General features: G+C 63.8%; 14 protein-coding genes and 1 CRISPR repeat array. Of the genes, 3 read left to right on the plus strand and 11 right to left on the minus strand.

The window, feature by feature from the left end; translation table 11 throughout:
• Nucleotides 1-71: 71 nt before the first annotated feature.
• Both ACOJSJ_RS09315 and ACOJSJ_RS09320 read right to left on the minus strand, forming a co-directional pair.
• On the minus strand, nt 72-872 hold the full coding sequence (locus ACOJSJ_RS09315) for a hypothetical protein (RefSeq protein WP_420144706.1): 801 nt from the start codon (nt 870-872) through the stop codon (nt 72-74).
• A gap of 99 nt (nt 873-971) precedes the next feature.
• Nucleotides 972-2,282 carry a S8 family serine peptidase gene (locus tag ACOJSJ_RS09320; protein ID WP_420144707.1) on the minus strand — a complete coding sequence of 437 codons (1,311 nt, stop codon included), beginning with the start codon at nt 2,280-2,282 and terminating at the stop codon, nt 972-974.
• A gap of 88 nt (nt 2,283-2,370) precedes the next feature.
• Between ACOJSJ_RS09320 and ACOJSJ_RS09325 the strand changes: the two genes are divergently transcribed.
• Nucleotides 2,371-2,859, plus strand: coding sequence for an RNA polymerase sigma factor (locus ACOJSJ_RS09325; protein WP_420144708.1), 489 nt, complete (start codon nt 2,371-2,373; stop codon nt 2,857-2,859).
• A complete protein-coding gene (locus tag ACOJSJ_RS09330; RefSeq protein WP_420144709.1) occupies nt 2,856-3,548 on the plus strand; it encodes an anti-sigma factor family protein in 693 nt (230 codons plus the stop codon). The genes ACOJSJ_RS09325 and ACOJSJ_RS09330 overlap by 4 nt, the downstream gene beginning before the upstream one ends.
• 42 nt (nt 3,549-3,590) lie before the next feature.
• Here the strand turns inward: ACOJSJ_RS09330 and ACOJSJ_RS09335 are convergent, their stop codons facing one another.
• From ACOJSJ_RS09335 to ACOJSJ_RS09375, 9 genes are all read right to left on the minus strand, one after another.
• Nucleotides 3,591-3,899 carry a DUF3325 domain-containing protein gene (locus ACOJSJ_RS09335; RefSeq protein WP_420144710.1) on the minus strand — a complete coding sequence of 103 codons (309 nt, stop codon included), beginning with the start codon at nt 3,897-3,899 and terminating at the stop codon, nt 3,591-3,593.
• The gene (locus ACOJSJ_RS09340) at nt 3,896-5,476 is read right to left on the minus strand and encodes a PepSY-associated TM helix domain-containing protein (protein ID WP_420144711.1); all 1,581 of its coding nucleotides are present in this window, start codon (nt 5,474-5,476) and stop codon (nt 3,896-3,898) included. Before ACOJSJ_RS09340 ends, ACOJSJ_RS09335 begins: the two co-directional genes overlap by 4 nt.
• Nucleotides 5,473-5,793, minus strand: coding sequence for a hypothetical protein (locus tag ACOJSJ_RS09345; protein ID WP_420144712.1), 321 nt, complete (start codon nt 5,791-5,793; stop codon nt 5,473-5,475). Before ACOJSJ_RS09345 ends, ACOJSJ_RS09340 begins: the two co-directional genes overlap by 4 nt.
• Before the next feature lie 174 nt (nt 5,794-5,967).
• Nucleotides 5,968-8,814: a TonB-dependent receptor domain-containing protein gene (locus ACOJSJ_RS09350; RefSeq protein WP_420144713.1), complete on the minus strand. Its 2,847-nt coding sequence runs from the start codon at nt 8,812-8,814 to the stop codon at nt 5,968-5,970.
• 121 nt (nt 8,815-8,935) lie between these two features.
• Nucleotides 8,936-9,694: a metallophosphoesterase family protein gene (locus tag ACOJSJ_RS09355; protein ID WP_420144714.1), complete on the minus strand. Its 759-nt coding sequence runs from the start codon at nt 9,692-9,694 to the stop codon at nt 8,936-8,938.
• 16 nt (nt 9,695-9,710) lie between these two features.
• Complete coding sequence (gene dcd, locus ACOJSJ_RS09360; protein ID WP_420144715.1) at nt 9,711-10,265, minus strand: dCTP deaminase; 555 nt, start codon at nt 10,263-10,265, stop codon at nt 9,711-9,713.
• A 6-nt stretch (nt 10,266-10,271) separates the two neighbouring features.
• A complete protein-coding gene (gene cdd / locus ACOJSJ_RS09365) occupies nt 10,272-10,733 on the minus strand; it encodes a cytidine deaminase (protein WP_420144716.1) in 462 nt (153 codons plus the stop codon).
• Entirely contained in the window at nt 10,733-11,416 is a 684-nt protein-coding gene (locus ACOJSJ_RS09370) for a GH25 family lysozyme (RefSeq protein WP_420144717.1), read from the minus strand. The genes cdd and ACOJSJ_RS09370 overlap by 1 nt, the downstream gene beginning before the upstream one ends.
• Nucleotides 11,417-11,429: 13 nt before the next feature.
• The gene (locus tag ACOJSJ_RS09375; protein ID WP_420144719.1) at nt 11,430-11,912 is read right to left on the minus strand and encodes a UPF0262 family protein; all 483 of its coding nucleotides are present in this window, start codon (nt 11,910-11,912) and stop codon (nt 11,430-11,432) included.
• A gap of 124 nt (nt 11,913-12,036) precedes the next feature.
• Between ACOJSJ_RS09375 and ACOJSJ_RS09380 the strand changes: the two genes are divergently transcribed.
• A complete protein-coding gene (locus ACOJSJ_RS09380; protein ID WP_420144718.1) occupies nt 12,037-13,521 on the plus strand; it encodes a replicative DNA helicase in 1,485 nt (494 codons plus the stop codon).
• Nucleotides 13,522-13,581: 60 nt separating this feature from the next.
• Nucleotides 13,582-14,013: a CRISPR direct-repeat array (repeat unit 36 nt; unit sequence GTTGCCGCTGGACCGCGATCTCTGAACTGCTATGAC).
• The last annotated feature ends 11 nt before the right edge of the window (nt 14,014-14,024 follow it).

A 14,024-nucleotide genomic window follows, 5' to 3' on the forward strand; every position in this document is an offset into this window, starting at 1 on the left:
GGTCCGTTCGTCAGACGGCCGGATATGGAACGATCAACGGGGTCTGTATGCGATCCATATCCGGTTGGGGGTCATTCAGCCGTCTGATCGGTAGGGGTGCTGCTTTCGCTGGCGGGGGTCGTCCGGCTGGTGGAAGCCTGACCCGATGCGTCACCCGAAATCTGGCCGCTGGCGTCGATCGATGCGGCATTGTCGATCACGCTGCCCGCACGACCTGCTGCGTTGCCAGCCGCCGAACCGGCGCCATTTGCAACCGTGGAGGCGCGGTCGGGGGCATTGCCTGCGGCCATGGCGGCCCGGTCGCGGGTGTTGCCGACGGCCGTTTCAGCCCGATCGCGGGTGTTGGCTACCGTCGTTCCAGCCCGGTCGCGGGCGTTCCCCACAGTGGTGGCGGCCCGATCCCGCGCCGCACCGGCGGTGGCTTTTGCGCGATCCCGCGCTGCGCCTGCCGTGTCGGTCGCGCGATCCCGAACCGCACCAGCGGCATTGCGGGCGTCGCTGGCGCCCAGCATATCGACGGCCAGACTGCCGTCGGCCGATCCGCCAGCCGATCCCGACGCGTTGCCTTCGCGGGTCTTGCCCTTGCGGCTCATCGATCCGCTGGCATGACCGTCTGCGCGGCCACGTCCGGAGCCGCTGGCGCCGACGCGACCATTGTCGAGGTCGACGTTACGCCCAAGGCCGCCCGAGCCGCCGAGCGTGCCGCCCAGCGATCCACCCAGTCCGCCGCCACCGGGACCACCCAGCGCGCCGCCCAGGCCACCACCCAGTCCGCCGCCGCCAAGGCCACCGCCACCCAGAAGCTGGGCCGAAGCAGGGGCGGTCGTCAGGGCGGTCAGGCATGCTGCCGCGATCAGGAAATGGGTTTTCATGGCATGTCTCCTTCATTGCCTTCAATGCGATGTCAGGAGAACGGGAGTGAAGTGGGCTTTCATCCCTGAGGGCCATAATAATTTATAAGATGATGTTATCTAATCATTATTTCTGCATGCGGCACAGATTGTCGGCGGTTGCCCCTTGCGCGGCGGCGTCGCTTCGTCGCGCAACGCAGCGATCGATCCGCGCGCCAGCAGTCGTCCGGCGACCAGAGGCGCGGCAAAGCTGGTGCCGCGTACGGCGACCTTGCCGCCATTGTCGTCGGCAGCCTGCATGTCCGCGCCCGGCGCAGCGAAATCCACATGCAGCGCGCGTCCGGCTTCCAGGAGGAGGCGACCACGCCCGTCGATCCCGGTGACGGCGACGACGGCCGGGTATGAGGCGGGGTAGGCGGGCGGGGCGGCGGGGCCATCATTGCCGACCGCGGCGACCACCGTCACGCCCCTGTCCCGCGCCAGCCGGATCGCGCCGTCCAGTAAAGGATTGGCAGGCCCGACCAGACTGACCGTCACGACCCGCACGCCCCGCGCGGCCATCCATCCCAGCGCGCGCACGATGGCAAAGGCGCCGCCGCCCGCCGGATCATCACCATAGACGTCGGCCACCAGCAACGGCACGCCGGGGGCGGCGCCCTTTACGCTGCCATTACCGCTGATGAGCGAGGCGACCGCCGTGCCATGGGCGCTGGCCCGGGGCGCGCCCTGAGCAAAGCCCCGCTGTTCTATCGCGCCGCCCAGCGCGGGGTGTCGCGCGACCCCACCGTCGATCAGCCCGGCGATCCGCCCCTCCACCTTTCCGCCGCCGGCCAGCGCTGCGGCGCTGATTGTAAGCGCCTGCCCGCTGGGGAAATAGAGATTGTCCGCGCTCGCCTCCGCCTTTGGCGCGATCTTGCGCACTTCGCGCAGCGCGCGGGGCAGGCTGCGGCTGGTCGGTGGGGTCAGCCGGGCGATGGACAGATCGATCCCCTCGATCGTTTCATGTTCCACGCCATAGCCCGCCGCACGCAACGCAGAGAGGGCGGCATCATCCGCGCCGGTCAGCAATATGACGCCGCGCCGTGCCGGTTGGTTTCGTTCGTCCAGTTCGATCCGGTCGCCATGGCGCCGCAGCAGGTCGGTGATCCGGCCGGTGCGCGCGGCCGTCAGTCGATCGGCCAGTCGCGACGGACTGATCCGGTCCAGCCCGGTCGCATCGACGACATCGCCTACCTTGCCCAGAGTATCGGGCACGACCCGACCGACCGGTCCCAGTCCGCCGCCATTGAGACCGGCGCCGCCCGGCAGCAACTGCGCCTGCGCGCCGGACAGGGGCAATGCGGGGGTGATCAGGATCAGTCCCGCAATCATCCAGGGGCGGGTCAGGGTCATGTCGGCCTCTTCGATCCTTTCATGTGCAAAATCATTCATTGCGAAAAAATGCCCGTTCGTCATCAGTCGTCAGGGATGAAACGTGCGGGCTGGCACGTTTCATCCCCGAACAAGAGACGGAGATCCGATGTCGTTCGAACGCGATCTGCTGGCTATCCTGCCCCGGTTGCGGCGTTTTGCCGCCAGCCTGTCGCGGGACCGCGCCGATGGGGACGATCTGTGCCAGGCGGCGCTGGAACGGGGCCTGAAATCGCGCGATCAATGGCAACCGGGAACCCGTCTGGACAGCTGGATGTACCGGATCATGCGCAATCTGTGGATCGACGAGGCCCGCGCCCGACAACGCGCCGCAAGGACATTCGCCCCCGAAGAGGCTGGCACCCATGTCGGCCATGCGGGCGACCGTGATGTGGAGGCGCATATGATGCTGTCCGACGTCGACCGGGCAATGCAGGCATTGCCGGATGACCAGCGGGAAGCCATTTCGCTCGTTCTGGTGGAAGGGCTGTCCTACAAGGAAGCCGCGGCGGTGCTGGGCATTCCAATGGGCACATTGACGTCGCGGCTGGTGCGTGGGCGCGGCGCGTTACTTGAGCTGATGGGAGAGGCAGCATGACCGACATTGACGAAGCCATGCTGATCGCGCTGGTCGACGGCGAACTGGACGAAGTGAACCGCCGCCGCGTGGAGCGCGCCGTTGCGGCCGATCCTGCGCTGGCGGAACGGTTGGCGCGGCACCGGCGGTTGAGGGATAAGCTGGCGGGCCATTATGCCCCGGTGGCGCAGGAACCCGTGCCCGAACGGCTACGTAGCCTGATCGGGGAAAGCGCCGTGGTGGTGCCGATCCGGCCGCCTGCGCGGCGGCGGTGGACGGGATGGGCGATGGGCGGCGCGATTGCCGCCGCGCTGGTGATGGGGCTGGGCGTCGGGCGCATGACGGGGGGGCAGGCTGGCCCGATCGGGATGGATCATGGCGTCATGGTGGCACAGGGGCCGCTTGCCGCCGCGCTGGAAACGCAATTGGCATCGACACAGGGCGATGCGGCGATCCGCATCGGCATGACCTTCCAGCGCAAGGGCGGTGGCTGGTGCCGCAGCTTCGACGGCATGGTTGCAGGCGTGGCGTGCCGCGAAGGGTCGATATGGCAGGTGCAGCAGGCGCTGCCGGGCGCTGGTCAGGCAAGCGATTACAGGCAGGCGTCGTCGGCGGACATGCGCACGATGGCGACCGTGGACGCGCTGATCGCGGGTTCGCCGGTGGATGCCGCCGGGGAAAAGACCGCGCAGGCCGGGGGGTGGCGCTGAACCGGGGCAGGCGAGCGATCCTCTGTCCCGGTTCTTCGATATTCAGCCTTTGCGCGGCGCGGACTTCGCCTTGGCGGGCTGACGCGCGATCAGGCGGTTGAGGCAAAACAGCACCAGCGCCGCGCCCAGCGTCAGATGCCCGCACCAGGCGATGGCGCCATAGCCCGCGCCAAGGCCGATCATGTTGATCGCCAGAGCCGACAGCGAAATGGCCGCACCCACACGGCGTATCATTCTGCTGGTCCGTGCATCCAGCTTGCAACCGATGAAATCGGGCTGATGCCGGGTCATGGCGGCGCACAGGCAGGCAAAACCGGCGATGCAGAGCGCGACGGAAAGAATATGCGTCATGCGGTGGCCAGTCCTTCCTTGACCGCGCGGGCGCGGCGGGGTGGTTTTGCGGTGCTGGCGCTGGCTGCCTTGCGCGCGGCAAAGCCGAAACCGGCGGCCAGCATCAGCATTGCGATGTCGAAGGCGACGAACAGCCAATCGCCCGTCAGCAGGCCGGTGATGCCGTTGCGGGGCACCGTCAGCGCATTGATGGCCGGGACGACCGCGAACAGCCCGGCGGCGATGGACAGGCTTTCCACCCATGCACGTTTTTCAGGGCGCGCTATCGCCCAGACCAGCGTCGCCGCCCACATGATGAACAGGCTGTGGATTTCCCATTCCGCGCGTTCCTCCATCCCGAAGGGCAGCAGGCGGTTGGCAAGGAAATAGACGGCGATGCCGGCGGGTAATCCCGCGATGGCGGCGATGTTCATGCGGCTGACGATGCGGAATCCCAGATGCGGGCGCGCGGGATCGGGCAGCTTTGCCCGGCGCTTTACCGTCCACAGGATCAGGCCGCTGCCCACCATGATGGTGCCACCGATGCCCGACAGGAAATAAAGCCAGCGCAGGCCCCATCCGGCGAACCGACCCGCGTGCACGCCGATCATCACGCTTTGCGTCTGCATCGCGCCACCCGCAGGGGCGCTTTCGTCCAGCAATTTGCCGGTGGCGCCGGAAAAGACGAGGCTTTCGCCGCGCGATCCGATGGCGCCGCTGGATGCGCGGGTCAGGGTGACGGTGGCGTTGCGATCACCGGGCATCGCGACGCGCAGATAGCCCACTTCCGCGCCGTTCCAGCGCTGGCTGGCCACGGCCATCATCGGGGCAACGGGCAACAGCGGCGCGGCGGCGCCCGAACGTTCCGCCTCCCTTTCACCGGGAAAAACCTGTTCGAAGAAAGTATCGGCAGACTTGTAACTGGCGGCAATGCCCCATGGCATATACTGCACCGCCAGCGTCACCAGCCCGGTATAGGTAATCATCAGGTAGAAGGGCAGGGCAAAGACCGCGGTCACATTATGCGCGTCCAGCCAGCTGCGCTGCCCCTTGCCGAATCGCAGCATGAAGAAGTCGGCGAAAATCTTCTTGTGCGTCACGATGCCGGAAAAGATCGCGATCAGCATGAACATCGCCGCCACGCCGACCAGATAGCGCGCCCACAGAACCGGCATATAATGCAGGTCGAAATGGAAGCGGTACAAAAAGAAGCCGCCCCGCGTGTCGCGCGCGGTGACCGGTTGCCCCTGACCGTCCAGCGTTGCGCTGGTTTCGCTGCGCTTGCGCCTTTTCCGTGGCTGTTCGCCTTCCGCCTTGCGCGGTTGCCAGAAGGTTTCGGCCGTGGGGCTGCGCGCGGATGGCGGAGTGATGAACCAGCTTTCGGCGTCTGGCTGGACCCGGTTCAGATAACCGACCGCCGCCTGCGTTGCTGCCATGCGATCCGTGGCGGCGGTGACTTCGGGCTTCATCCAGCGGCTGATTTCCTCCTGAAAATAGGCCGCCGTGCCGGTCACGAACATCGCGAACAGCAGCCATCCCAGCAATAGCCCGGTCCAGGTGTGGAGCCAGGCCATGGACTGACGAAATCCGTCCTTCACAGCCGACCTCCCATAGAGATCGACAGGGCCAGCAAGCCGCCCAGAATGGTGGTACCGCCGATCATCCAAGCCCAGACGCGCATGGTGGACTGGGCATGAAATATTGCCATCGCGATCAGCGCGAAGATGAGAAAAGAGGTCAGCGTTGCGGTCACCGTCGCTTCGGCGGGTGCCATCGGAAGGTGGCGCGCCAGCAGGGCCGTGGCGATCGATGTCAGCGCATAGTTGATGGGTATGGCCGCCAATGCGCGACTGGCGACCGCCAGTCTGTGGTAAGAAGCGGGGGATGCCCGGGAAGTCATGTAACGGTCCGTCATGATATGCGTGCACAGCCCGTAGCGGACGGCGGCATATGCCGGTGCGTCCTACAGGCCTAAATGATAATAGCTCGCAACAGCGTTAGACGTGGCTTGACATTATGTCCATGATCAAAGGCGATCAGCTCGCGGGGCTGGATGATGGGGCCGGGTCGCAGGACCGTACCGGACAGGTCAAAAGTCCAGATTGAGCCGGGCGTAATAAAATCCTCCGCTGATGCCGTAGGGGGCGTAGGCGTTATAGAGGTTGCCGCTTACCTGCGTGGCGGGCTTCAGCTTCGATGGGTAGATGTTGAAAAGATTGTTGGCGCCCACGGACAGTTTGACGCCTTTCGTCAGTTTATACCCGGCCTCCAGATCGATGATGACCTTGGGCGCGACGAGATTGTCGACATATTGCGGGGTGCAGCCTGTGTCGGCGGGGCCGGTGCGGGTGCAGGCGACCCAGTCGGCGGTGACGTTGCTGAGCGCCGCCGCCCGTGCATGGATTTTGCCATATCGGGTCGCGCGCAGGTTCACGGTGGAACGGCGCGTTTCCCACGAAATATTGGCGATGAACTTGTCGTGCGGTGTTCCTTCCGACAGGTCACCCTGTCTTGCCCGACCGATGAAGGCGATGCCCGGTCCACCGGTCGGTGGCCCGTCGATATGTGTGAATTTCGTCCGGTTGAAATTGGCCGACAGGCTGAACATCATGCTGCCCATGGCGCCCAACGCAGCGCGATATGTGCCGACGATGTCCAGTCCGCGCGTGCGGGTGTCGGCCGCATTGGAGAAGATGAGCGCGCCATAGACGTCCTGAATGCCGTTGGCGCGCAGGATGTCGACCACCGCTGCACCCTGCAACGTCTCGCTCAGCAATATGCGGTCCCTGACCCTGATCTGATAGGCGTCCATGGTCAGGCTGGCGTTCGGCGCCGGGATCAGCACGATGCCGGCGGAATAGCTGGTCGATTTTTCCGGCCGCAACGGCATCGCGCCCAGCGCTCTGGCGGCGGGGCTGTCCACCGGCAGAGCCTGAACCGGGCGCAGCACATTTTCGCCGTTGATCACGACGCCGATGGTGCTGGCCGACGCATAATGTTGTTGTTGTAATGTGGGTGCCCGAAATCCCGTGCTGGCGGTACCGCGCAGCGCTATGCCGCGAACCGGTTCGACGCGGATCGATGCCTTTCCGGTGTTGGTGGTGCCGAAATCGGAATAATCTTCATGCCTGCCCGCCAGGCCCCATTCCACCCCTTCGGTGATCGCCCCTTCCACATTGGCATAGGCGCTCCAGTTATCGCGATGCCATGCGCCCGATCCGGAAGGTGGGAAACCGCTGACCCCCTGAGACCCGATACCGGCGGCCAATTGTCCTGCCAGATGATGGCCAGCGGGAAAGCGGTAGCCGCCGTTGATGTATGATGCTGGATCGCCGGGGCGTATCTGAAACCTGTCCCGCCGATATTCCGCACCGACCGCAAGGGTGATCGATCTGGAAAGCCCGACGGCAAATTCCCTGCGGAGATCGAGGTTCGTCACCCATTCGTCAAAACGGATGGTGCCCAGATAGATGTTGGTCGGACTGCCAGGCCCCAGCGAGGGATTGAGCGTGGTGGTCTGCGCATAGCCGACCCGATCCTGTGCATAGCTGCTCGACAGGTCGAGGCCGACGGCGTTTCCCAATGTCCCGCGCAGCCCCAGCACGGCCTGATAATCCCGATCGTGGACGTGGATGCGGGGGATGTAACCCTCCGGATAGAGGACATAGATATTGTTCGCTGCCGATGGCAGGCGATATGTCAGCCATCCGGCCGCATGGCGTTTCGAAAAGGTGCCGAAACTATAGGCTTCCAGACCGGTCCCGACGGGCAGCATCGCATCATAACCGACATTGCCGCCAATGACGCGCGGCTGGCCATAACGCGCACGGTGCCGATCGACGCTGGCATTGCGCGGATCGGCGACGCCGCCCACGGTCGGGTAGAAATTTCCCGCGATCGGGGAGCTTTGGGTGATCGTATCATCCTGAAGCACCGCATCGGCGGACAGGTGGATGTAGCCGCCGTCATGCCTGACGGAAAATCCCTTATCCGCCTGCCACCGGCCCTGCCATCCGCCATTGTCGGCGGTGCTGCCCAGCGTCAGCGCGGCGCCGCCCGATTTATCGGTCTTCAGGATGATGTTGACCACGCCTGCAATCGCATCCGACCCATATTGGGCGGACGCACCGTCGCGCAGCACTTCGATCCGCTGGATGGCGTTGCCGGGGATCAGATCCAGATCGGGCGGGGACTGGCCGTTCTGGACGGAACCGTTGATGAATAATGTCGCGCTGTTGTGGCGACGCTTTCCGTTCACCAGCACAAGCAGCTGATCGCCGCCAAGCCCGCGCAGCGACAGTGTCCGCACCGCCCAGCTGGCGCCCGCGCCATTGTTCGACACGTTGATCGATGGGACCAGCGTGCCGAGCAGATCGCGCACCGACTGCTTGCCGCTCGCCTCCATATCCTTTTCGCCCAGCACATCGATGGGGGCCAGGCTTTCGGCTACCGTCCGGTTGGTCGTGCGGGTGCCGGTGACGATGATCGGCGTCGCCTCTTCCACCGGTTCGGGATTGGGCGTCAGTGTCAGGGGCGGGTTGCCGCCGGGCAGGCTGGCCTGCGCATATTGCAGGTTGAGCAGGGTGCGGCGTGCGGTGCTGCGACTTGCGGGGGAGGCAAGGGCGATCACGCCTTCGCCCGCGGGCGTTGCGGTCAGATGGGTGCCCGCTAGAAGCCGGCTCAGCGCATCCTGCGTGGACAGCCATCCCTGTATCCGGCGGCTGCGGATCGATGCGACCTCGTCATAGGGGAAGAGGATGCGAACGCCCGACTGCGCGGACAGTTCGCGCAGGGCGCCGCTCAGCGGTTGAACATGAATGTCGAACCGATGCCGCTGGGACAAGGTAGCGTCGCCATTCGGGGCGGCATCTGCATGGGCCGCCGATAACAGCCATATGGCGATGGCGATTTTTGCCACGGCATGGCGAATAGGCATCGTCTCTTCCCCTGACGAACCGGGTTCCCCGCCCGATCCTTCATTTTCAACGGACGAATTGCCTCATTCCGCCATGGTGGAGGCAAAAACCGGCCCACGGCGAACCATGTGACATGCCTCGTCAGCCGCCGGTCTGAAGTATCCAGCGCTCCGTGCCCTCCAGTCCGATGGCGGTAAGGCGTCCGGAAAAGAAGGCGCCCGTATCGATGCCGATCCGCCCGGCCTGTTCATCCACTTCGGGGCTGATGCTGTGGCCGTGAATGATCATCTTGGGATGCGCGCCTTTGTGCCGCAGAAATTCCTGCCTGATCCAGCGCATGTCGGCGCCCTGCTGATCCTCTATCGCGACATTGGGGCGAATGCCGGCATGGACGAACAGATAATCGCCCATCACGATATAGTCGGGCAACTGGTCCAGAAATTCGACATGGGATCGGGGAATATGGCCGACCATCCAGTCGGCGATTTCCTGATCGGTCATGACCCGGAACAGGGCGGGGTCCAGCCCATAGCTGGCAAGGGTCGCATCGCCTTCCATCCGGCGAAAGACGGGCAGGGTGCGAACATCGCCCTGCGCCGCCATGACGAAGGCTTCCTCATGATTGCCCTTCAGGCATGTGACATGGCCGCCCGATGCGCACAGCGCCATGGCGCGTTCGACAACCGCGCGCGAATCCGCGCCCCGATCGATCAGGTCGCCCAGCAGGATCAGGCTGATCGGCTTGCGATGCCGGTCGCCATCATCCTGTGCGATCATCGCGAGCAGTGCGTCGAGCAGGTCGGCGCGACCATGGACGTCGCCGATCGCGTAAACGCGCCGGTCATCGCCGATGGTCGGCGACGGGGCCACATCCCGCGATGTCCTGCGCCAGAATTTCATGACGCCGACTGTCGCATCACAGGCGGGGCAAAGTCACGCCCTGTTGCCCCATATATTTGCCCGCGCGATCGGCATAGCTGACCTCGCACGGCTCATTACCCTTGAGGAACAGGAACTGGCACGCGCCTTCATTGGCATAGTATTTGGCGGGAAGGGGCGTCGTGTTGGTAAATTCCAGCGTCACATGCCCTTCCCAACCCGGTTCCAGCGGCGTGACGTTCACGATGATGCCGCACCGCGCATAGGTCGATTTGCCCAGGCAGATGACCAGCACATCGCGCGGCACCCGGAAATATTCGACCGTCCGGGCCAGCGCGAAGCTGTTGGGCGGGATGATGCAGACATCGGTCTGACGATCCACGAAATTTTTGGGATCGAAATCCTTGGGGTCGACGATGGTGCTGTCGACATTGGTGAAAATCTTGAATTCATCCGCGACCCGCGCGTCATAGCCATAGGATGACAGGCCGTAGCTGATGCAGCCTTCGCGCCGCTGGCTTTCCACGAACGGTTCGATCATGCCGTTGTCCAGCGCCTGTTCGCGGATCCACTTGTCGGAAAGAATGGCCATATCGTTTCAGCTCTTCGTCATGGGGCCGATGCCAAGGTCAGCAGGACCAAAGGCATGGGGGAGGAGGTCTGCGACCTTGAGGTCGAGGATGCGATCGCCGCTGGGCGTCGCGCAATAGATGGACAGGGTCCGGCCAGCCATCTGTTCGGCTTCGTTCATGATCTGGCGGCATCGGCCGCAGGGCGTCACCAGCGCTTCGTCCGTCGCGTCCATCGCGCCGCCGACGACCGCGATTTCCGATACGTCAGCGAAACGACCTTGCGCATTGACGCTCGCCAGCGCGACCGTCTCCGCACAGAGGGACAGGCCATAGCTCGCATTTTCGAAATTGGTCCCGGTGATGATCGTGCCGTCGGTCAGCCGTACCGCCGCGCCCACGGCGAAGCGGCTATAGGGCGCATGGGCATTGGCCATCGCTGCGCGCGCGGCCGCGATCAACTGTCCAATTCGCTGTTCATCTTGCTGCATCAGGGCGTCACCACATTCCATCGTACCGGACCATCGACGCCGTCGATATGCCGCATATCGCTGGCTGTCCACATTACCCACGGCCGGCTGGCATAATCGGGCGGGAAGAAATTGCCGTCCAGCCACAGTGTGCGGTTGATGCCCGATCCGATGTCATAGGCTTTGTCGAAATCCTCGGTCACGTTCAGCACCACGGTTTTGCCCGCATGGCTTTCCACCAGATTGACCAGCGTATTGAGTTCGGACAGCAGCATGTCGCGCCCCGGCCGCGCGGTGCAGGCGGGCGTGAAGGCAAGGCGGATGACCGGTGGCAGCGCCGCATTGTCGCGCGGCACCGTGGTCATGAACTGCGTCGCCTGATCGCTGGCAAGGCGGCAGGGGGAAAATTCCAGCAACGCGCCATAGCGCAGGCCGGCCGCCCGCGCGCCACGCCAGTTGGCGGCAAAGGCAGGATCGCGGCGATCGGCTGCATCAGCCGCGCGGATATAGGCAAGGTCAGCTCCCTGCGCCGCCAGCGTTCCCCAGTCGACAGGGCCGTTGTCGGCGCTGATCGTCAAGCCCTGAATGGGATATTGGTCGCGACCCGGCGCCCAGCCGCGCGCATAGATCCACAGCGCCAGTGCCAGCGCTGCGATCACCGCCAGTCCCGCCCCGATGCGGACCAGCAATCCCCCCAAAGTCACAACCCTGATTGCCCTACCCCTTGATATGCAGCACGCAGATAAGCGTGAACAGGCGGCGCGCCGTATCGAAATCGACGTCGATCTTGCCCTCCAGCCGTTCCTTCAGCACCTCTGCCGCATCGTTGTGAATGGCGCGGCGTGCCATGTCGACCGTTTCGATCTGCTGCGGCGACGCGTTGCTGATAGCCTGATAATAGCTGTCGCAAATGGCGAAATATTCGCGGATCGGCCGACGAAAGCGGCCAAGCCCCAATATGATTGCCTCCAGCGGACTGTCGTCCTGCCGGTTGATTTCGATCGCCAGTCGTCCGTCCTCGACCCGCAAAACGACTTTGTACGGGCCGGCATAGCCATCGGCATGCGTTCGCTGGGGCGCGAAATGATTATCTTCCAGCAGGTCGAAAATGGCGATGCGCCGTTCCTGCTCCACGTCGGCATTGCGCCACAGGATCGTGCGCTGGTCCAGCTGGATGTCTATGATGCGCGGATCGGCCATGATGAAGCCAACAGTCAGTGCGGCCATGCGCGCCGAAAAGCAAGCGGGACTTATCCACAGATGCTTTGTGACGGTTTCCGTTCTGGCCCTTGCGCCGCGCGTCCGGGGAGAGGAAAGAGGACAGATGGTCGAACTGCTGAAAATCAATCCCGCCGAAACGGGCGGAACCGAACTGCCGCGCAATGTCGAAGCGGAGGCCGCGTTGCTGGGCGCGATCATGATCGACAATCGCATTGCGGAGGATGTGCAGCTCAAGCTCAAGGCCGAACATTATTTCGAGCCGCTCCATGGCCGCATCTACGACGCGATCATGCGCCTGCTGGACAAGGATATGGTCGCCAATCCAGTGACGCTCAAACCCATGCTGGAACAGGATCCCGCGCTCAAGGAACTGGGCGGGGCGGCCTATCTGGCGCAGCTGACCGGCAATGGTGCGGCGCTGATCGGCGCGCGCGATTTCGCGAGCCAGATCTACGATCTCGCGCTGCTGCGTCAGCTGGTCAGCGTTGGCCGCGAACTGGTCGAAAATGCGATGGACACCAGCGAGGATGTGAACCCCCGCGAACAGATAGAGGCGGCTGAGGTTGCGCTCTACAAAGTGTCCGAAGGCGAGGGGGAGACAGGCTCGGTCAAGAGCTTCCTTTCCGCGTCCACGATGGCGGTGCAGGTGGCGGAACGCGCGCTCAACAGCGGCGGGCATGTGTCCGGGATCACCACCGGTATCAACAGCCTGAACGCAAAGATCGGTGGTCTGCATAATTCCGACCTTATGATCCTGGCCGGACGGCCGGGGATGGGCAAGACGTCGCTGGCGACCAACATCGCCTATAACGCAGCCTCTCGCTGGCTGCGCGACAATGGCGATGGTATCCCGCCGGAAAAGAATATGGGGGCCAAGACGGCCTTCTTCTCTCTGGAAATGTCGGCGGATCAGCTGGCGACCCGCGTGCTGGCCGAACAGTCGGGCATCAGCGGCGAAGCGCTGCGCATGGGCAAGATCAGCCGCGCCGATTTCCAGAACCTGTCCCGTGCGGCGCGCGATCTTCAGGAACTGCCGCTGTTCATCGACGATACGCCGGGCCTGACCATCGCCGCGTTGCGGACCCGCGCGCGGCGCCTGAAGCGGCGGCATGACATCGGCTTCATCGTCGTCGACTATCTCCAGCTGTTGCAGGGCACCGGTCGGGGCAACGACAATCGAGTGAACGAAATTTCGGAAATTTCCCGTGGTCTCAAGACCCTGGCCAAGGAGCTGCATGTGCCTGTGCTGGCATTGTCGCAGCTTAGCCGCGCCGTGGAACAGCGCGAAGACAAGCGCCCGCAACTGTCCGACCTTCGTGAATCCGGCTCGATCGAACAGGACGCGGACATGGTGTGGTTCGTGTTCCGCGAGGATTATTACGAAGCCGCCAAGGAACCAAAGCCCGACGATGAGGCCGCCTATGCCGCATGGAAGGAAAATATGGAGCGCATCTACGGTCTGGCCGAAGTCATCGTTGCCAAACAGCGTCACGGCTCCACAGGCCGCATCCGCATGAAATTCGACGCAAAGATCACCCGCTTTTCGGACATTGCAGACGATAGTTATCAGGATCTGGATTACGAGTAAGGGCGGGCCGGGGCATTGGAAATATTATGATGATTGGTACCGTACGGCTCGCCATTCATCGCTGCTGTTGGACCGCGATCTCTGAACTGCTATGACTTTCGACGGCCTCGACGCGCTGCAGTCGAAGTTGCCGCTGGACCGCGATCTCTGAACTGCTATGACCGCGCCAGTCCTTAGGGAAGCGTGCAGCCAGTTGCCGCTGGACCGCGATCTCTGAACTGCTATGACCCGCGCCTCGATCGTGTCGACGCGGACATTGTTGCCGCTGGACCGCGATCTCTGAACTGCTATGACCATTTGCCCAGCGTGCCAGCAAGCCGGTGAGTTGCCGCTGGACCGCGATCTCTGAACTGCTATGACTGGACACTGTTGCGACCCGGTCATTGACATGTTGCCGCTGGACCGCGATCTCTGAACTGCTATGACGTAAAGGCGGTCTGGCGTGTCTAGGGCGGTGTTGCCGCTGGACCGCGATCTCTGAACTGCTATGACTCGTCCTCAAT

This window comes from Sphingobium sp. (genome assembly GCF_048594625.1).
Taxonomy (GTDB): domain Bacteria; phylum Pseudomonadota; class Alphaproteobacteria; order Sphingomonadales; family Sphingomonadaceae; genus Sphingobium.

Coding starts and splice junctions, on each gene's coding strand:
- ACOJSJ_RS09345 (WP_420144712.1), bottom strand. CDS start 5,793: ATGACGGACCGTTACATGACTTCCCGGGCATCCCCCGCTTCTTACCAC.
- ACOJSJ_RS09380 (WP_420144718.1), top strand. CDS start 12,037: ATGGTCGAACTGCTGAAAATCAATCCCGCCGAAACGGGCGGAACCGAA.
- ACOJSJ_RS09350 (WP_420144713.1), bottom strand. CDS start 8,814: ATGCCTATTCGCCATGCCGTGGCAAAAATCGCCATCGCCATATGGCTG.
- ACOJSJ_RS09355 (WP_420144714.1), bottom strand. CDS start 9,694: ATGAAATTCTGGCGCAGGACATCGCGGGATGTGGCCCCGTCGCCGACC.
- ACOJSJ_RS09320 (WP_420144707.1), bottom strand. CDS start 2,282: ATGAATGATTTTGCACATGAAAGGATCGAAGAGGCCGACATGACCCTG.
- cdd (WP_420144716.1), bottom strand. CDS start 10,733: ATGCAGCAAGATGAACAGCGAATTGGACAGTTGATCGCGGCCGCGCGC.
- ACOJSJ_RS09335 (WP_420144710.1), bottom strand. CDS start 3,899: ATGACGCATATTCTTTCCGTCGCGCTCTGCATCGCCGGTTTTGCCTGC.
- dcd (WP_420144715.1), bottom strand. CDS start 10,265: ATGGCCATTCTTTCCGACAAGTGGATCCGCGAACAGGCGCTGGACAAC.
- ACOJSJ_RS09330 (WP_420144709.1), top strand. CDS start 2,856: ATGACCGACATTGACGAAGCCATGCTGATCGCGCTGGTCGACGGCGAA.
- ACOJSJ_RS09315 (WP_420144706.1), bottom strand. CDS start 872: ATGAAAACCCATTTCCTGATCGCGGCAGCATGCCTGACCGCCCTGACG.
- ACOJSJ_RS09325 (WP_420144708.1), top strand. CDS start 2,371: ATGTCGTTCGAACGCGATCTGCTGGCTATCCTGCCCCGGTTGCGGCGT.
- ACOJSJ_RS09375 (WP_420144719.1), bottom strand. CDS start 11,912: ATGGCCGATCCGCGCATCATAGACATCCAGCTGGACCAGCGCACGATC.